This is a genomic window from Pseudomonas sp. Q1 (assembly GCF_009935975.1).
In the GTDB taxonomy this organism is placed as follows: Bacteria; Pseudomonadota; Gammaproteobacteria; order Pseudomonadales; family Pseudomonadaceae; genus Aquipseudomonas; species Aquipseudomonas palleroniana.
In genome coordinates this window covers 1-17,256 of sequence record NZ_QODI01000029.1, presented here as the reverse complement: position 1 = coordinate 17,256, position 17,256 = coordinate 1, and the positions used below count along the sequence as shown (strand labels likewise).

At 58.8% G+C, this 17,256-nt stretch carries 14 protein-coding genes, 4 tRNA genes and 1 riboswitch; of the genes, 15 read left to right on the top strand and 3 right to left on the bottom strand.

The window, feature by feature from the left end; translation table 11 throughout:
- The first annotated feature begins 72 nt into the window (after positions 1-72).
- The 6 genes from aruF to astE all read left to right on the top strand — a co-directional run bounded on the left by aruF (position 73) and on the right by astE (position 6,478).
- Positions 73-1,092 carry an arginine/ornithine succinyltransferase subunit alpha gene (gene aruF / locus DK870_RS28445; protein WP_060757322.1) on the top strand — a complete coding sequence of 340 codons (1,020 nt, stop codon included), beginning with the start codon at positions 73-75 and terminating at the stop codon, positions 1,090-1,092.
- A 61-nt stretch (positions 1,093-1,153) separates the two neighbouring features.
- On the top strand, positions 1,154-2,179 hold the full coding sequence (gene astA, locus DK870_RS28440; RefSeq protein WP_060757323.1) for an arginine N-succinyltransferase: 1,026 nt from the start codon (positions 1,154-1,156) through the stop codon (positions 2,177-2,179).
- Positions 2,176-3,645: a succinylglutamate-semialdehyde dehydrogenase gene (gene astD / locus DK870_RS28435; RefSeq protein ID WP_161550356.1), complete on the top strand. Its 1,470-nt coding sequence runs from the start codon at positions 2,176-2,178 to the stop codon at positions 3,643-3,645. The genes astA and astD overlap by 4 nt, the downstream gene beginning before the upstream one ends.
- Before the next feature lie 156 nt (positions 3,646-3,801).
- On the top strand, positions 3,802-5,148 hold the full coding sequence (gene astB / locus DK870_RS28430; protein WP_060757325.1) for an N-succinylarginine dihydrolase: 1,347 nt from the start codon (positions 3,802-3,804) through the stop codon (positions 5,146-5,148).
- A gap of 23 nt (positions 5,149-5,171) precedes the next feature.
- Positions 5,172-5,462, top strand: coding sequence for a hypothetical protein (locus DK870_RS28425; RefSeq protein ID WP_060757326.1), 291 nt, complete (start codon positions 5,172-5,174; stop codon positions 5,460-5,462).
- Positions 5,463-5,473: 11 nt separating this feature from the next.
- Positions 5,474-6,478 carry a succinylglutamate desuccinylase gene (gene astE, locus DK870_RS28420; protein WP_060757327.1) on the top strand — a complete coding sequence of 335 codons (1,005 nt, stop codon included), beginning with the start codon at positions 5,474-5,476 and terminating at the stop codon, positions 6,476-6,478.
- Positions 6,479-6,610: 132 nt separating this feature from the next.
- Here the strand turns inward: astE and DK870_RS28415 are convergent, their stop codons facing one another.
- Positions 6,611-7,120 carry a 6,7-dimethyl-8-ribityllumazine synthase gene (locus DK870_RS28415; RefSeq protein ID WP_104994607.1) on the bottom strand — a complete coding sequence of 170 codons (510 nt, stop codon included), beginning with the start codon at positions 7,118-7,120 and terminating at the stop codon, positions 6,611-6,613.
- A gap of 112 nt (positions 7,121-7,232) precedes the next feature.
- A riboswitch (FMN riboswitch) is annotated at positions 7,233-7,402 on the bottom strand.
- 188 nt (positions 7,403-7,590) lie between these two features.
- On the opposite strand from DK870_RS28415, the gene ltaE reads away from it, so the two are divergent.
- The 8 genes from ltaE to mgtE all read left to right on the top strand — a co-directional run bounded on the left by ltaE (position 7,591) and on the right by mgtE (position 15,341).
- A complete protein-coding gene (gene ltaE / locus DK870_RS28410) occupies positions 7,591-8,595 on the top strand; it encodes a low-specificity L-threonine aldolase (RefSeq protein WP_060757329.1) in 1,005 nt (334 codons plus the stop codon).
- 146 nt (positions 8,596-8,741) lie between these two features.
- Positions 8,742-11,360: an alanine--tRNA ligase gene (alaS, locus tag DK870_RS28405; RefSeq protein ID WP_090369068.1), complete on the top strand. Its 2,619-nt coding sequence runs from the start codon at positions 8,742-8,744 to the stop codon at positions 11,358-11,360.
- Positions 11,361-11,457: 97 nt separating this feature from the next.
- The gene (locus DK870_RS28400; RefSeq protein ID WP_060757331.1) at positions 11,458-12,699 is read left to right on the top strand and encodes an aspartate kinase; all 1,242 of its coding nucleotides are present in this window, start codon (positions 11,458-11,460) and stop codon (positions 12,697-12,699) included.
- A 174-nt stretch (positions 12,700-12,873) separates the two neighbouring features.
- Complete coding sequence (gene csrA / locus DK870_RS28395; RefSeq protein WP_003175645.1) at positions 12,874-13,062, top strand: carbon storage regulator CsrA; 189 nt, start codon at positions 12,874-12,876, stop codon at positions 13,060-13,062.
- A gap of 62 nt (positions 13,063-13,124) precedes the next feature.
- Positions 13,125-13,215, top strand: a tRNA-Ser gene (locus DK870_RS28390).
- 108 nt (positions 13,216-13,323) lie between these two features.
- Positions 13,324-13,400, top strand: a tRNA-Arg gene (locus DK870_RS28385).
- A 72-nt stretch (positions 13,401-13,472) separates the two neighbouring features.
- Positions 13,473-13,549, top strand: a tRNA-Arg gene (locus DK870_RS28380).
- 349 nt (positions 13,550-13,898) lie between these two features.
- On the top strand, positions 13,899-15,341 hold the full coding sequence (gene mgtE / locus DK870_RS28375) for a magnesium transporter (RefSeq protein ID WP_060757332.1): 1,443 nt from the start codon (positions 13,899-13,901) through the stop codon (positions 15,339-15,341).
- A gap of 104 nt (positions 15,342-15,445) precedes the next feature.
- Here mgtE and DK870_RS28370 read toward each other — a convergent pair whose 3' ends face one another.
- Positions 15,446-15,772 carry an Arc family DNA-binding protein gene (locus DK870_RS28370; RefSeq protein ID WP_060757333.1) on the bottom strand — a complete coding sequence of 109 codons (327 nt, stop codon included), beginning with the start codon at positions 15,770-15,772 and terminating at the stop codon, positions 15,446-15,448.
- A 527-nt stretch (positions 15,773-16,299) separates the two neighbouring features.
- Positions 16,300-16,527, bottom strand: coding sequence for a hypothetical protein (locus DK870_RS28365; RefSeq protein WP_104994604.1), 228 nt, complete (start codon positions 16,525-16,527; stop codon positions 16,300-16,302).
- A 327-nt stretch (positions 16,528-16,854) separates the two neighbouring features.
- On the opposite strand from DK870_RS28365, the gene DK870_RS28360 reads away from it, so the two are divergent.
- Positions 16,855-16,931, top strand: a tRNA-Arg gene (locus DK870_RS28360).
- Positions 16,932-17,256 lie beyond the last annotated feature (325 nt).

Here is a 17,256-nt window from a genome sequence, read left to right as displayed (position 1 = left end):
GTTGACCTGTGTTGAAGCCGGACCTGTCCGGTATTTTTTTCCTATGAGTTTTTCGAGTTAAGGAGTGACACCATGCTGGTGATGCGCCCCGCGCAAATGGCTGATCTGGGCGAGGTACAGCGTCTGGCTGCGGACAGCCCGATTGGTGTCACCTCCTTGCCGGATGATGTGGAACGCCTGAGCGACAAGATCGCCGCCAGCGAAGCGTCCTTCGCGGCCGAGGTGAGTTTCAACGGTGAAGAGAGCTATTTCTTCGTGCTGGAAGACACCGAGACCGGCAAGCTCGCCGGCTGCTCGGCCATCGTCGCCTCGGCGGGTTATTCCGAGCCGTTCTACAGCTTTCGTAATGAGACCTTCGTTCACGCCTCGCGCGAGCTGAAGATCCACAACAAGATCCACGTGCTTTCCCAGTGCCACGACCTCACCGGCAATAGCCTGCTCACCAGTTTCTACGTGGTGCCGGAGCTGGTCGGTTCGCCGTGGTCGGAACTCAATTCCCGTGGCCGCCTGCTGTTCGTCGCGAGCCATCCCGAGCGCTTTGCCGACTCGGTGGTGACCGAAATTGTCGGCTACAGCGACGAACACGGTGACTCGCCGTTCTGGGACGCCATCGGGCGCAACTTCTTCGATCTCAATTACGCCGCCGCCGAGCGCCTGTGCGGGCTTAAAAGCCGCACCTTCCTGGCCGAGCTGATGCCGCACTACCCGATCTACGTGCCATTGCTGCCAGACGAAGCCCAGGAGGCCATGGGCCAGGTGCACCCGCGTGCGCAGATCACGTTCGACATCCTGATGCGCGAAGGCTTCGAGACCGATCATTACATCGACATCTTCGACGGCGGCCCGACGTTGCACGCACGGGTTTCGGGCATTCGTTCCATCGCCCAGAGCCGTGTGGTGCCGGTCAAGATCGGCGAGATGGCCAAGGGTGTTGGCCGCCAGTACCTGGTGAGTAATGCGCAGTTGCAGGATTACCGCGCGGTGATGCTGGAGTTGGACTACGCGCCCGGCAAACCGGTGACCCTGGACCTGGCGGCAGCCGAAGCCCTGGGTGTTGGCGAGGGCGCGAGCGTGCGCCTCGTTGCGGTTTGAGAGCCGGTTTAAACAGAGTTTCGCGGGTGGCTGACAACGGCGGCCCGTTCGAGGAGATAGCATGATCGTTCGTCCCGTACGCAGCAGCGATTTACCGGCCCTGATTGATCTGGCACGCAGCACCGGCACCGGTCTGACCACCTTGCCGGCCAACGAAGAGCGCCTGACCCATCGGGTTGGCTGGGCGGAAAAAACCTTTCGCGGCGACGCCGGGCGCGGCGATGCCGATTACCTGTTCGTGCTGGAAAACGACGAAGGCCGCGTGGTGGGCATTTCCGCCATTGCCGGCGCCGTCGGCCTGCGCGAGCCCTGGTACAACTTCCGGGTGGGCCTGACTGTAAGCGCCTCCCAGGAGTTGAATATCTACCGCGAGATTCCAACGCTGTTCCTGGCCAACGACCTTACCGGTAATTCCGAACTGTGCTCGCTGTTTTTGCACGCCGATTACCGCACCGGCCTCAACGGCCGCATGCTGGCCAAGGCGCGCCTGCTGTTTATCGCCGAATTCCCGCAACTGTTTGGCAACAAGATCATCGCCGAGATGCGTGGCGTGTCCAACGATGCCGGGCGCTCGCCGTTCTGGGAGAGTCTGGGCCGGCATTTCTTCAAGATGGAATTCAGCCAGGCCGATTACCTGACCGGCGTGGGCAACAAGGCGTTCATTGCTGAGTTGATGCCGAAGTTTCCGCTGTACAGCTGCTTCCTGTCCGAAGACGCACGCAATGTGATCGGCAAGGTCCATCCGGATACCGAGCCTGCATTGAGCATGCTCAAGAGCGAAGGTTTCAGCTACCAGGGTTACGTCGACATCTTCGACGCCGGCCCGGCGGTGGAGTGTGAAACCAGCAAGATCCGTGCGGTGCGTGACAGCCAGTCGCTGGTGTTGGCCATCGGCACGCCAGGGGACGACGCCACGCCTTTCCTGATTCATAACCGCAAACGCGAGGATTGCCGCATCACCGCCGCACCGGCCCGCTTGGCCGCAGGCACCCTGGTGGTCGATCCACAAACCGCCAAGCGCCTGCAACTGGTCGTGGGTGATCAAGTGCGCGCCGTACCGTTGTCTGCTGCTCGGGAGTCGAAATAATGAATTCGCTGTATATCGCAGGTAGCTGGCTGGCCGGCCAGGGTGAGCTGTTTGAGTCGCGCAACCCGGTGACGCAGCAAGTGCTGTGGGCCGGCAATGGCGCCACCGCTGAGCAAGTCGAGTCCGCCGTGCAGGCTGCGCGCCAGGCATTCCCGGAGTGGGCCAGGCGCCCGCTGGAAGAGCGCATCGGCGTGCTGGAAACCTTCGCGGCCACCCTGAAGCGTCGTGCCGATGAAATCGCCCGCTGCATCGGTGAAGAAACCGGCAAGCCGCTGTGGGAATCGGCGACTGAAGTCACCAGCATGGCCAACAAGATTGCGATTTCGGTGCAGAGCTACCGCGAGCGTACCGGCGAGAAGAGCGGCCCGCTGGGCGACGCCACTGCCGTGTTGCGCCACAAGCCACACGGCGTGGTGGCGGTGTTCGGCCCTTACAACTTCCCCGGTCACTTGCCGAACGGGCATATCGTGCCGGCTTTGCTGGCGGGTAACACCGTATTGTTCAAACCGAGCGAGTTGACCCCGAAAGTCGCCGAGCTGACCGTGCAATGCTGGATTGAAGCCGGTTTGCCGGCGGGCGTGCTGAACCTGCTGCAGGGCGCTCGGGAAACCGGTATCGCCTTGGCGGCCAACCCCGGTATCGACGGGTTGTTCTTCACCGGTTCCAGTCGTACCGGCAACCACTTGCACCAGCAGTTCGCAGGGCGCCCGGACAAGATCCTGGCCCTGGAAATGGGCGGTAATAACCCACTGGTGGTGGACGAAGTGGCCGATGTGGATGCGGCGGTCTACACCATTATCCAGTCGGCGTTTATCTCTGCCGGCCAGCGCTGCACCTGTGCTCGCCGCTTGCTGGTGCCGCAAGGTGCCTGGGGTGACGCGTTGCTGGCGCGCCTGGTGGCGGTCGCTTCGAGCATCGAGGTCGGCGCGTTCGACCAGCAACCGGCGCCGTTCATGGGCTCGGTGATTTCCCTCGGCGCGGCCAAGGCCTTGATGGACGCCCAGGAGCTGATGTTGGCCAATGGCGCCGTGGCGCTGTTGGAAATGACCCAGCCGCAGGATCAAGCCGCTTTGCTGACGCCGGGCATCATCGACGTGACGGGCGTGACCGAGCGTGAGGACGAGGAACTGTTCGGCCCGCTGTTGCAGGTGATCCGCTACGTTGATTTCGCCGCGGCGATTGCCGAGGCCAACAACACCCAGTACGGCCTGGCCGCGGGCTTGTTGTCCGATTCCGAAGCGCGCTACCAGCAGTTCTGGCTGGAGAGCCGTGCCGGTATCGTCAACTGGAACAAGCAACTGACCGGCGCCGCCAGCACGGCGCCGTTCGGCGGGGTAGGGGCTTCGGGCAATCATCGCGCCAGTGCGTATTACGCGGCGGATTATTGTGCGTACCCGGTGGCATCGCTTGAGACCCCGAGCCTGGTGGTCCCGGCAACCCTGACGCCAGGGATTACGCTTATCTAAATGCGGGAGCGGGCTGGCTCGCGAAAGCGGTGTGTCATTCGAAATCTCAGGTGACTGAACCACCCCATTCGCGAGCAAGCCCGCTCCCACACTTGATTTGTGGTGTGTTCAAGTAATTTGATGCCTATAAAAACAGATGTTCGTGGAGCCTCGCCGATGAAATCCTATGAAGTCAATTTTGACGGTCTAGTGGGGCCGACCCATAACTACGGCGGTTTGTCCTACGGCAACGTCGCGTCCCAGAGCAACAGCCAGCAGTCTTCGAACCCGAAGGAAGCGGCGTTGCAGGGCCTGCAGAAAATGAAGGCGCTGATGGACATGGGCTTTGTGCAGGGCGTGCTGGCGCCACAGGAGCGCCCTGACGTGGCGGCCTTGCGCAACCTGGGCTTCAGCGGTACCGATGCGCAAGTGATCCAGCAGGCGGCCAAGCAGGCGATGCCGTTGTTGGTCGCAAGCTGCTCCGCGTCGAGCATGTGGGTGGCCAACGCCGCCACCGTCAGCCCGAGCGCCGATACGGCCGATGGCCGCGTGCATTTCACCGCCGCCAACCTCAACTGCAAATACCATCGCAGTATCGAACACCCGACCACCAGCCGCGTGCTGGGGGCGATGTTTGCCGATGCCAAACACTTCGCCCACCACTCGGCGTTGCCGGCAGTGGCGCAATTCGGCGATGAAGGCGCGGCCAACCACACGCGCTTCTGCCGCGAGTACGGCGAGGCGGGCGTTGAATTCTTTGTGTTCGGCCGCAGTGCGTTCGACACCCGTTACCCGGCGCCGCAGAAGTACCCGGCGCGCCAGACGCTTGAAGCGTCCCAAGCCGTTGCGCGCCTGCACGGCCTGAGCGATGACGGCGTGGTCTACGCTCAGCAGAACCCGGCGGTGATCGATGCCGGCGTGTTCCACAACGACGTGATCGCGGTGGGCAACGGTGAGGTGCTGTTCTATCACGAGGACGCGTTCCTCCATACCGAACAGATGCTGGCCGAGTTGCAGGGCAAATTGGGCAAGCTGGGCGGCAATTTCCAATCGGTGTGCGTACCCCGGGCCCAGGTCAGCGTTGAAGATGCTGTGCGTTCCTACCTGTTCAACAGCCAATTGCTGAGCCGCGCCGACGGCTCGATGCTGCTGATCGTGCCGGAAGAGTGCCGCGCCAACGAACGCGTCTGGCAGTACCTGCAAGGCTTGACCGCGTCCGGTGGGTTGATCCGCGAAGTGAAAGTCTTCGACCTCAAGCAAAGCATGCAGAACGGCGGTGGCCCGGCGTGCCTGCGCTTGCGGGTGGCCTTGAATGAAACGGAACTGGCGGCGGTGAATCCAGGCGTTATCATGACGGCACCGTTGTACGGCACGCTGACCCAATGGGTCGACAAGCACTACCGCGACAGCCTGCGTGAATCCGACCTGGCTGACCCGCAATTGCTGCTTGAGTGCCGGACGGCACTGGATGAACTGACGCAAATCCTTAAACTGGGCTCGGTTTATCCTTTCCAGCTCAATTAACGCCGCACCACCGAGAGTTATTTATGACCACCGACACCCTGAAACTGATCCTTGAAGATACCGACGGCACCCAGCTGGAAACCTCCTGCACCCGCGTTGCCGTGGTGTGGCAGGGCAAGGAGATCTGGATCCAGCACGACGGCCGTGGCCAGTTGCTGATCGGCGTGGATGTGGAAGAAGGCGACGCCGAGTACGCCAACCTGCTGATGCGCCCGTTGGCTACCAACCTGATGAGCCTGCAACTGGAAATGGAGCCGGCCGACGTCGACGGCGATGACGACGATCACGTCCACGGTCCTGGCTGCAACCACTAAGGAAGCTGCTTATGCTCGCCCTCGGCAAACTGCTTGAACTGACCCTCGCCGGTCGCGAACCGGCGCAAAAAATTCAACTGACTGTCGACGGCGTGCAGATGCGCTGGCTCAGCGAGGGCGCACTTGAAGTCCGCCCGCCTGAAGCGAAGGACAACGGCAGCGACCTGCTGCTGTCGTCCGGCATCCATGGCAACGAAACCGCGCCGATCGAACTGCTCGACCGCCTGTTGCATGGCATCGCCCGTGGGGAGATCAAACCCCGCAACCGTATTCTGTTCCTGTTCGGCAACCCCGAGGCGATGCGTCGCGGTGAGCGTTACCTCGAACTGGACATCAACCGGCTGTTCAACGGCCGTCATGAAAAAAATATCGGCCCTGAAGCCATGCGTGCCGCTGAACTTGAGCAACTGGCCCGCAGCTTCTTCAGCCAGCCAGGCCGTTCGCGCCTGCATTACGACTTGCATACGGCGATTCGGGGTTCGAAGATCGAGCAATTCGCCCTGTACCCCTGGAAGGAGGGGCGCCAGCATTCGCGTCGTGAGCTTGCGCGCCTGCGTGCGGCCGGCATGGAAGCGGTGCTGATGCAGAACAAGACCTCGATTACCTTCTCCGCTTTTACCTATGAGCAACTGGGCGCCGAGGCTTTCACCCTGGAGCTGGGCAAGGCGCGGCCGTTCGGGCAGAACGACGGCGTGGATGTGTCGCGCCTGGAAGCTCGCCTCAAGCACATCATCGAAGGCACCGAGCCCGAGACCGACAGCCTCGACGGCCTGAAACTGTTCGCCGTTGCGCGTGAAGTGATCAAGCACAGCGACGCTTTCCTGCTGCACCTGCCGGCAGACGTGGAAAATTTTTCGGAGCTGGAAAAGGGCTACCTGCTGGCCGAAGACGTGGCCAAGACCCGCTGGGTGATCGAGGAGGAGGGTGCACGCATCATCTTCCCCAACCCGAAGGTGAAGAATGGTTTGCGCGCGGGGATATTGATTGTGCCGACGACGGATGCGGGCCTGATATAGGTCTCAAGGCATACCAGGATCCAAATGTGGGAGGGGGCTTGCTCCCGATGGCAGTGTGACAGTCAACTCATCTGTAGTTGAGACACCGCCATCGGGAGCAAGCCCCCTCCCACATTGTTTTTGTGGTGTTGTTTAGACTGCTAAGGCACGTGGTTCGCTGCGACGGATCGCACGCACCTTGTGCAGGGTATCGGCACAAGTGCGCGCAGCTTCCTGGCCTTTATGCACAAAGTGATCATGGAAGAATGCATGATGCTCGCTGCCGGCGTGGAAGTGGTGCGGGGTCAGGGAAACCGAGAATACCGGCACTTCTGTTTCCAGCTGCACCTGCATCAGGCCGCTGACCACGGATTGGGCGACGAATTCGTGACGGTAGATGCCACCGTCCACCACCAGCGCGGCAGCCACGATACCGGCATAACGGCCGGTCTTGGCCAGCAGCTTGGCGTGCAGGGGCATTTCAAACGCGCCGCCGACTTCGAAGAAGTCGATGTCCGATTCCTGGTAGCCCTGGGCGATGATTTCGGCAAGGAAACCTTTACGGCTCTGGTCGACAATATCCTTATGCCAGCAGGCTTGGATAAACGCGATACGCTCGCCGTGATGGTTTTTGCTTTTGCTGTCGATTGCGGTGGGTTGCATGTTCTGACTCCTGTTTAAGAAAAAAACAGGGCGTTATGAATCGAATGGGATTTAAGGGTGCGCAACGCCGGTCATGCACGCATGAGGTCAGCGAACGGCCCTTAGGTGCCAATCCCGTTCTCTCTTCATCCGGACTATGACCGTCGGCCCCGGGATCACACCGGGTCTGCTGACCTTGTCGCCGTCCTGCGTGAGCAGTTCAAGGCGCCAAGCGCTCGCGGGCTATGCACATTGCGTGCAATTACCGCCGGTGGGGAATTACACCCCGCCCTGAGAACGTTGCCGCCAGAACCCTGGCGGCGGAGAGTTTTTAACACGGTTTTTCAAAAACTGCACGGCCGCTGTATCGATAAGCTATATCGGTTTGTTTGGTTGGTATTCATTTGAATACACGTAGGGCTTGATATCTCGCGGCTTTGCCCGCAGTAATCTCCTTCTAAGGGGCTTACCCACTCACAGAGGCCAGTTTCATGTCAGTGATCGACCTGCGCAGCGACACCGTGACCCAACCCACCCCCGGCATGCGGGACGCGATGGCCAGTGCGGTCAGTGGTGATGACGTCTACGGTGAAGACCCGAGCGTCAACCACCTTGAAGCTGAGCTGGCCAGGCGCCTGGGCTTTGCGGCGGCGCTGTTCGTGCCCACGGGCACCATGAGCAACCTGCTGGCGTTGATGGCTCACTGTGAGCGCGGCGAGGAATATATCGTCGGCCAACAGGCCCACACCTACAAATACGAAGGGGGTGGTGCGGCCGTATTGGGCTCGATCCAACCGCAGCCGCTGGAGGCGCAGGCGGACGGCTCCCTGGACCTGGACCAGGTGTCGGCGGCGATCAAGCCCGACGATTTCCACTTCGCCCGCACCCGCTTGCTGGCGCTGGAAAACACCATGCAGGGCAAGGTTCTACCGCTGGAGTACTTGGCGAAGGCCCGCGCGTTGACCCGTGAGCGTGGTTTGGCCCTGCATCTGGACGGTGCGCGGCTCTACAACGCGGCGGTCAAGCTCGGTGTGGAGGCGCGGGAAATTGCCCAGTATTTCGACTCGGTCTCGGTGTGCTTGTCCAAGGGGCTGGGCGCGCCAATTGGTTCGGTGTTGTGCGGCTCTACGGCGTTGATCGCCAAGGCGCGTCGCTTGCGCAAGATGGTCGGCGGCGGTATGCGTCAGGCAGGTTCGCTGGCGGCGGCAGGGCTGTATGCCTTGGATCATCAGGTGGCGCGCCTGGCCGACGACCATGCCAATGCCCAGTGGCTGGGCGATGAACTGCGCAAAGCCGGTTATGAAGTGGAGCCGGTGCAGACCAATATGGTCTACGTGCAGATCGGTGGGCAGGCTCAGGCCCTGAGGGCGTTTGCCGCCGAGCGGGGGATCAAGTTGGTCGCCGCGCCGCGTCTGCGCATGGTCACGCATATGGATGTCAGCCGGGCGCAGATCGAGCAAGTCGTGCAGGCATTCGTCGAGTTTTCCCGAAAATGACAGTGCTGGCCGTCTAATTGAATGCTTCTATCGCATAAACACGCTGTACCACCGGCAAAGGGCCGATATAATGCGGCCCTTTGCCGTCGCTCCGTCTGATGATGTTGCGCACTGGCCTTTGGCCGCAGACTCCGTGGAAGAACCTAATGAAAAGCGCAGAAATCCGTGAAGCCTTCCTTCGCTTCTTCGAAGAGCAAGGTCACACCCGTGTAGCCTCCAGCTCCTTGATCCCTGGCAATGACCCGACCCTGCTGTTCACTAACGCGGGGATGAACCAGTTCAAGGACTGCTTCCTGGGCCAGGAGAAGCGCGCTTATACCCGCGCTACCAGCAGCCAGAAATGCGTACGCGCCGGCGGTAAGAACAGTGACCTGGAAAACGTCGGTTACACCGCTCGCCACCACACGTTCTTCGAAATGTTGGGCAACTTCAGCTTCGGCGACTATTTCAAGAAAGATGCGATCACGTTCGCCTGGACCTTCCTGACCGGTGTGTTGAAGCTGCCCAAGGAAAAGCTCTGGGTCACCGTCTACGCGACAGACGACGAAGCCTATGACATCTGGACCAAGGACGTCGGTGTGCCCGTCGAGCGCATGATCCGCATCGGCGACAACAAGGGCGCGCCTTACGCGTCCGATAACTTCTGGACCATGGGCGATACTGGCCCGTGCGGTCCTTGCACCGAGATTTTCTATGACCACGGTGCCGACATCTGGGGTGGCCCACCGGGCTCGCCGGAAGAAGATGGCGACCGTTACATCGAGATCTGGAACAACGTGTTCATGCAGTTCAACCGCACCGCCGACGGCGTGTTGCATCCGCTGCCGGCACCGTCGGTGGATACCGGCATGGGCCTGGAGCGGATCAGTGCGGTGATGCAGCACGTTCACTCCAACTATGAAATCGACTTGTTCACCAACCTGCTGAGCGCATCGGCTGCGGCGATTGGCTGCGCCAATGAAAACCAGTCGTCGCTCAAGGTCGTGTCGGACCACATCCGTTCCTGCGGCTTCCTGATTGCTGATGGCGTGCTGCCGTCGAACGAAGGCCGTGGCTACGTGCTGCGTCGTATCATCCGTCGCGCCTGCCGTCACGGTAACAAGCTGGGCGCCACCGGCAGCTTCTTCTACAAGATCGTGGCCGCGCTGGTCGCCGAGATGGGCGACGCCTTCCCGGAGCTCAAGCAGCAGCAGGAAAACATCGAGCGCGTGCTCAAGGCTGAGGAGGAGCAGTTCTCCAAGACCCTGGAGCACGGCCTGAAGATTCTCGAGCAGGACCTGGCTGAGCTCAAAGGTACCGTGGTGCCGGGCGACGTGGTGTTCAAGTTGTACGACACCTACGGCTTCCCGATGGACCTGACCGCCGACATTGCCCGTGAGCGCGAGCTGACCATCGATGAAGCCGGTTTCGAGCGCGAAATGGAGGCCCAGCGCGTGCGTGCGCGCTCCGCCAGTTCCTTTGGCCTGGACTACAACACCCTGGTCAAGGTGGACGTGCCTACCGATTTCATCGGCTACAAGGCGACCGTGGGGTCGGCCAAGATCGTTGCCCTCTATAAGGACGGCAAGTCGGTCGACGTATTGAATGAAGGCGACGAAGCGGTAGTGGTCCTGGACCAGACCCCGTTCTATGCCGAGTCCGGTGGGCAAGTGGGTGACTGTGGTTTCCTGAGTTCGACGTCGGGTCGCTTTGAAGTGCGTGACACCACCAAGACCGGCGGGGCTTTCCTGCATCACGGTGTGCTGGTGTTGGGTAACTTGACGGTCGGTGCGCCGGTCGATACCCAGGTCGATGCCGACGTGCGTCACGCTACCGCGCTGAACCACTCGGCCACTCACTTGTTGCACGCTGCGTTGCGCCAGGTGCTTGGCGAGCACGTTCAGCAAAAAGGTTCGTTGGTCGACAGTCAGCGCCTGCGCTTCGACTTCAGCCATTTCGAAGCGATCAAGCCCGAGCAGATCAAGGCACTGGAAGATATCGTCAACGCGCAAGTGCGCAAGAACACTCCGGTCGAGACTGAAGAAACCGACATCGAGACCGCCAAGGCCAAAGGCGCCATGGCACTGTTCGGCGAGAAGTACGGCGACAGCGTGCGCGTACTGAGCATGGGCGGCGACTTCTCGGTGGAGCTGTGCGGCGGTATCCATGCCAACCGTACCGGCGACATCGGCCTGCTGAAAATCATCAGTGAAGGCGGTGTGGCGTCCGGCGTGCGGCGTATCGAGGCGGTGACCGGGGCTGCGGCCCTGGCCTACCTCAACGCCGCCGAAGAACAACTCAAGGAAGCGGCGGGCCTGGTCAAGGGCAGCCGCGACAACCTGATCGACAAACTGTCTGCGGTGCTTGAGCGCAACCGTGCGCTGGAGAAACAGCTGGAGCAGTTGCAAGCCAAGGCAGCCAGCGCGGCGGGTGACGATTTGTCTGCTCAAGCGTTGGACGTCAAGGGCGTGAAAGTGCTGGCTGCGCGTCTGGACGGCCAGGACGGCAAGGCGCTGTTGGCCTTGGTCGATCAGTTGAAGAACAAACTCGGCCACGCAGTGATCCTGCTCGGCGGTGTCCATGAGGATAAGGTCGTTCTGGTTGCTGGTGTAACCAAAGACCTGACTGGCCAACTCAAAGCCGGTGATTTGATGAAACAAGCCGCCGCGGCAGTGGGCGGGAAGGGCGGTGGTCGTCCGGACATGGCGCAAGGCGGTGGTGTAGATGCCGGCAGCCTGGACGCGGCCCTGGGCCTGACCGTACCGTTTGTCGAGGCCGGTATTTAAGGCGCTGTTAATGAGCCCATGGTCTAGTCGTGGGCTCGCTGCGGTGCTGCAAGATTTGTTTATTGGGCGCCCCTTTACGGGCTGAGGCGGCTTAGAAATGGCTTTGATCGTACAGAAATTTGGAGGCACCTCGGTCGGCTCTGTCGAAAGAATCGAGCAGGTCGCCGACAAGGTTAAGAAATTCCGCGATGCCGGGGATGACCTGGTGGTGGTGCTGTCGGCCATGAGCGGCGAGACCAATCGCCTGATCGATCTGGCCAAGGCAATCAGTGGTGATCAACAGCCGCTGCCGCGTGAGCTGGATGTGATCGTGTCGACTGGCGAGCAGGTGACCATTGCGTTGCTGGCCATGGCGCTGAACAAGCGTGGCGTGCCGGCGGTGTCCTACACTGGCAGCCAGGTGCGCATCCTGACCGACAGTGCGCATACCAAGGCACGCATCCTGCAAATCGATGATCAGAAAATCCGTACTGATCTGAAAGCCGGGCGCGTGGTAGTTGTGGCGGGCTTTCAGGGCGTGGACGAGCACGGCAACATCACCACCCTGGGGCGTGGCGGTTCGGACACCACTGGTGTGGCTCTGGCGGCGGCCCTCAAGGCTGATGAATGCCAGATCTACACCGATGTGGATGGCGTCTACACCACTGACCCACGTGTGGTGCCGGTCGCCCAGCGCCTGGACAAGATCACCTTCGAAGAGATGCTGGAAATGGCCAGTCTCGGTTCCAAGGTGCTGCAGATCCGCGCAGTAGAGTTCGCCGGCAAGTACAACGTTCCGCTGCGCGTATTGCACAGCTTCAAAGAGGGTCCGGGCACCCTCATTACTATTGATGAAGAGGAATCCATGGAACAGCCGATCATTTCCGGTATCGCTTTCAACCGTGATGAAGCCAAGCTGACGATCCGTGGCGTACCGGATACCCCGGGCGTGGCCTTCAAGATTCTGGGCCCTATCAGCGATGCGAACGTTGAAGTCGACATGATCGTGCAGAACGTCTCGCACGATAACACCACCGATTTCACCTTCACCGTACACCGCAACGAGTACGATGCGGCGTTGAAAATCCTGCAGAACACCGCTAACGAAATTGGCGCCCGTGAAGTGATCGGCGATACCAAGATTGCCAAGGTGTCGATCGTAGGTGTGGGCATGCGTTCCCATGCCGGCGTTGCCAGCCGTATGTTCGGCGCTCTGGCCAAGGAAAGCATCAATATCCAGATGATCTCTACCTCGGAAATCAAAGTCTCGGTAGTGATCGAAGAGAAGTACCTGGAGCTGGCTGTACGCGCACTGCATACCGCTTTCGAGCTGGATGCCCCGGCCCGACAGGGCGAGTGATGTGATGCCAGGAAGGCGCGGTTTACCGCGCCTTTCATTTTTTTGTGGGGCGCATGTTCTTTTGTGTGGGCTCGACAATACTTAGGTGGTAGGGCTATGGCCTTCGGGTTGTAGGTCGAGGGCCTTTTTTTTGCAGACTGTTGTTCCTGAACTGAAATGCGTGAGGTGAAAGGTATGTTGATTCTGACTCGTCGTTGCGCAGAAAGCCTGATTATCGGTGATGGCGAAATCACCGTGACCGTGCTCGGCGTCAAAGGTAATCAAGTGCGCATCGGGGTTAATGCTCCGAAAGAGGTGGCTGTTCACCGCGAGGAAATCTACCTGCGGATCAAGAAAGAGAAGGACGAAGAACCAAGCCTTTAATTTTTATCGTTTTTTATGTTTGCAAACGGGGATGAACGTGGTTAATATACGCCCCGTGTTGCGGAGAGCTGGCCGAGTGGCCGAAGGCGCTCCCCTGCTAAGGGAGTACACCTCAAAAGGGTGTCGGGGGTTCGAATCCCCCGTTCTCCGCCATTATTTGCTTAGTACGTTGCAATCTGGTTTTTTCGGTAAGTTGTTGAAAATACTCGAAAAAATAGCTTTACATAGAGATTGAACGGCCTATAATGCGCGGCAACAAATGCACTCGTAGCTCAGCTGGATAGAGTACTCGGCTACGAACCGAGCGGTCACAGGTTCGAATCCTGTCGAGTGCACCATTTAAGAGTCAGTTGCAGCAATGCAGGTGGCTTGGCTTCAACCAGTTGTGATCTGGTCTAAAAACACAACTTGCACTCGTAGCTCAGCTGGATAGAGTACTCGGCTACGAACCGAGCGGTCACAGGTTCGAATCCTGTCGAGTGCACCATACAAACAAAAAGCCCGCCTAGTGCGGGCTTTTTGCCGTCTGGCGTTTGTGTAGGTTTTCTCGCAGGCATTATCTTTTTCTCCTGCTTCATGTATTTTCCCTTCGGGCTGCGTCGTCGCAGTTCATAGATGCAGCCAATCTGAGCTTTGTCTCGCAAGCGCTTGTTCTTTCCAGTTTTTTAACGTTAAAAGCGCACGCAGCGTGTATCATTGTGCCCGTCAGCCCCGCCGGGGCTTGTGGAATACCTCCATGGACTTACCCAGTAGTTACTCAGTACCCCGCTTTACCAATCATGAATTGACTGATTGATCCTTCCGGCGTGCCCCGCTGCTGGGAGTGGAGTTCGCCTATGACCGAAGTAGAAGTAAAGAAAACACAGGAAAGCCTGCAGGATCGTCTGGCTCAAGTCATCGAGCTGCTGCAGCGCCAGCGCGTGGTCGAAGACCTCACGCACCGCCAGGAAGGTCCGCATCACGACCGCGTCGAAAACCTGGTCCACCGGCAAAACCTCGTCGAGTTGCAACGCAAGCTCGATGACCTGCACTCTGCCGACGTTGCTTATATCCTCGAAGCCTTGCCGCTGGATGACCGGCTGACGCTCTGGCAGTTGGTCAAGGCTGACCGCGACGGTGATATCCTCCTCGAAGTATCCGACTCGGTCCGTGAAACCCTGATCGCCGACATGGACGATCACGAGCTCCTGGCAGCGGCCAAGGAGATGGATGCGGACGAGCTGGCGGACCTTGCTCCAGAGCTTCCCCGTGATGTTGTCCATGAGCTGATGGAGGCGCTCGACGGCCAGCAACGTGAGCGCGTGCGTTCCGCGTTGTCTTACGACGAGGACCAGGTCGGCGCTTTGATGGACTTCGAGATGGTCACCATCCGCGAGGACGTCAGCCTGGAAGTGGTATTGCGTTACCTACGCCGTCTTAAAGAGCTGCCAGGCCATACTGATAAACTGTTTGTCGTTGATTACGAAGGTATCCTGAAGGGCGTACTGCCGATCAAGCGCCTGTTGGTCAACGACCCTGAGAAGAAAGTTGCGGAGGTAATGGCCAGTGATCCGGTGAGTTTTCACCCGGACGAAGACGCCTATGATGCCGCTCAAGCATTTGAGCGTTACGACTTGATTTCTGCTCCGGTGGTCGACAAGAACGGCAAGCTGATCGGTCGTCTGACCATCGATGAAATGGTTGACCTGATTCGTGAGGAGAGTGAGACCGAAGTTCTCAACATGGCGGGTCTGCGTGAAGAGGAAGACATCTTTGCTTCGGTCTGGCGTTCCTTGCGTAACCGTTGGGCGTGGCTTGCTATCAACCTGATTACCGCCTTCATTGCTTCGCGAGTGATTGGGTTGTTCGAAGGTTCGATTGAGAAGCTGGTGGCTCTGGCAGCGTTGATGCCCATTGTTGCCGGTATTGGTGGTAATTCCGGCAACCAGACGATCACTATGATCGTACGAGCCATGGCGCTTGATCAGGTGAACACCGGTAATACGTCACGCCTTATGCGCAAGGAGCTGGCGGTGGCGCTGATTAACGGAGTCGTATGGGGTGGGGTGATCGGTATTGTGGCCTACATGCTTTATGGAAGTTGGTCGCTCGGCGTTGTAATGACGGCTGCCATGACGCTCAACTTGCTGCTGGCCGCTCTGATGGGGGTACTGATCCCTATGACTTTGGCACGCTTGGGTCGCGACCCGGCAATGGGGGCCAGCGTGATGATTACCGCCATGACCGATAGTGGTGGTTTCTTCATCTTCCTGGGCCTGGCAACGATCTTCCTGCTCTGATGCCTTTTCGCGGGGGGCAATTCTGCCCCTCGTTCCATACTCCTTTCCCAGATTTCGCACAAAAAAAAGCCAGCACTTGGCTGGCTTCTACTTTCAATGGTGAATCAATTGGCTTCTGCGGCTGCCTCAACATCGTGTGCGATAAGCGAGACGAGAGCATTTTGCTGGCGGTGGGAGAGTTGACGAAAACGCTGCAGCAACTCGCGTTCATGCAGTGACAGCTCTGGGCTGTCCATGCGCATGCTCAACTCCTCACCCAGCGCCCCTTCCTGAATAAGGCTCTGCTCCAGGCGGGCGATGATTTCGGAGTTCATGCTGCGGTGATGATTGCGAGCCACCTCGGCAATGCGTTCCCGCATTCCGTCTGGCAGACGTACGACGAACTTGTCAGCCGTACGGCTGGAATAAATTGCCTGTTTCAATGGGCGCATATATTTAACCGGTTAGTTCAGAGGAGCGGTTTCTGGAATTGGCCGCAAGATGAGTGTTAAGACAAGGCTCACGACCAAAGTTCAACCCGAATTGCAAAGAGGCCGCATCATGCCTCAGATTTGACGTTTACTTGGCGTCAATTCTGTGACAAATATTGAACCGCCTACAGGCTTTATGCCAGCACTCATTTTCAATTCTGCGGACTGGTTGGAAAAAAAATTGCGCAGCATCTGGAATTCAGATCGTCGCGCAAGCCCAGGCTGCACGCGGGTTGAGGGCGCACATCCTACCGCAATATGGCCTTTTGCCCTCAATCTTAAGACTAGTGGCAGTTTGCCGATTTGCTAGCGTCAGGCGACATAAGGTCGAGCTGAAGTGGTTCTGTGCGGTATTGGCTAGATTTCATCCGGCAGACCGGGTCGGCGTGAAGCTACTGGACGCTACGCCGGCCATAAATGCCCCGGCTGGGTCATAGGGGTACAGAATTGCATGAACGCCAAACCCGGGATCGGGGCTGGTGGCTCTCTTAGAAGATCCAATGTTTGGATGTGGTCGAAGTCTGAGCGCCTTGAGCCGTGTAAACGGGGGAGGGCGGGGCGGCGGTCATTACAGCCAATTGCGGGCGTTGCTGGAGGTGATGTGGAACCGGCTGGTTGATCTGTGTCGTGTTCTGGGCATTCGTGGACTGAAAATGAAATATCACCAGCGCGGCCAAGGCTACGGTATTCAGGGCTAACAGGGCGGCGCTATTCATGGTTCTATTCTCCGCTGACTAGTTTTTGCAAAGCTGGCTTATAGGAGACGTATAGCAGGTGTCGTGCCAATATTTTAATGCTTTAAAATCAACTGGTTGCATTGGTTTTGTGAGGGTAGAGAATGCAATTTGCAATGTATTCGCTTTTTGGGTCAATGCAATTTGCACGATTCCATTTGCAGCCCGAATTTGCCGGGTTGAACTGCGTTTGCTTCTGCAAGCTTAGGCCTACACTCAAAATGCCTACGGACGACATGACAAAATCTATCTTGGCCGTTAACATGCACGCCGTCCGTCACTGGGCTCTTAGCCTGACGGCTTCCATTTGTCCCAGTAGCTCAATTGGATAGAGCATCCCCCTCCTAAGGGGAAGGTTGGCCGTTCGAACCGGCCCTGGGACACCATCTATACGCCAAGCGTTGCGCTATAGATGCATGTTGATTTGCGCGTCTTTCTTCTTCTCTTTTCCTCTCTTGATCTTCTTTCGCTTCCTGGTCGCTTTCGAGTGGGCTTCGCTCCGTGCTTTCCAGTATCGGAGCGCGTTCGCTGAGAGTCATTTTCTCTTTCTATATATAGAGGGGAGCGATAGAGGGGGATGCCCAGAAAGAAAATTCCGATTTTTTGAAATAGCGCTTGACGCCTCTGCTGGTGTCTGTAGAATTCGCCTCCCGCTAACGAGAGATCGGAAGCGCAAGTGGTTGAAGTTGTTGAAGAAATCTTCGAAAGCTT

Excerpts from the sequence above, each read along its gene's own strand:
- aruF (WP_060757322.1), top strand. The coding sequence starts at position 73 with ATGCTGGTGATGCGCCCCGCGCAAATGGCTGATCTGGGCGAGGTACAG.
- astA (WP_060757323.1), top strand. The coding sequence starts at position 1,154 with ATGATCGTTCGTCCCGTACGCAGCAGCGATTTACCGGCCCTGATTGAT.
- astB (WP_060757325.1), top strand. The coding sequence starts at position 3,802 with ATGAAATCCTATGAAGTCAATTTTGACGGTCTAGTGGGGCCGACCCAT.
- DK870_RS28425 (WP_060757326.1), top strand. The coding sequence starts at position 5,172 with ATGACCACCGACACCCTGAAACTGATCCTTGAAGATACCGACGGCACC.
- astE (WP_060757327.1), top strand. The coding sequence starts at position 5,474 with ATGCTCGCCCTCGGCAAACTGCTTGAACTGACCCTCGCCGGTCGCGAA.
- DK870_RS28415 (WP_104994607.1), bottom strand. The coding sequence starts at position 7,120 with ATGCAACCCACCGCAATCGACAGCAAAAGCAAAAACCATCACGGCGAG.
- ltaE (WP_060757329.1), top strand. The coding sequence starts at position 7,591 with ATGTCAGTGATCGACCTGCGCAGCGACACCGTGACCCAACCCACCCCC.
- alaS (WP_090369068.1), top strand. The coding sequence starts at position 8,742 with ATGAAAAGCGCAGAAATCCGTGAAGCCTTCCTTCGCTTCTTCGAAGAG.
- DK870_RS28400 (WP_060757331.1), top strand. The coding sequence starts at position 11,458 with ATGGCTTTGATCGTACAGAAATTTGGAGGCACCTCGGTCGGCTCTGTC.
- csrA (WP_003175645.1), top strand. The coding sequence starts at position 12,874 with ATGTTGATTCTGACTCGTCGTTGCGCAGAAAGCCTGATTATCGGTGAT.
- mgtE (WP_060757332.1), top strand. The coding sequence starts at position 13,899 with ATGACCGAAGTAGAAGTAAAGAAAACACAGGAAAGCCTGCAGGATCGT.
- DK870_RS28370 (WP_060757333.1), bottom strand. The coding sequence starts at position 15,772 with ATGCGCCCATTGAAACAGGCAATTTATTCCAGCCGTACGGCTGACAAG.
- DK870_RS28365 (WP_104994604.1), bottom strand. The coding sequence starts at position 16,527 with ATGAATAGCGCCGCCCTGTTAGCCCTGAATACCGTAGCCTTGGCCGCG.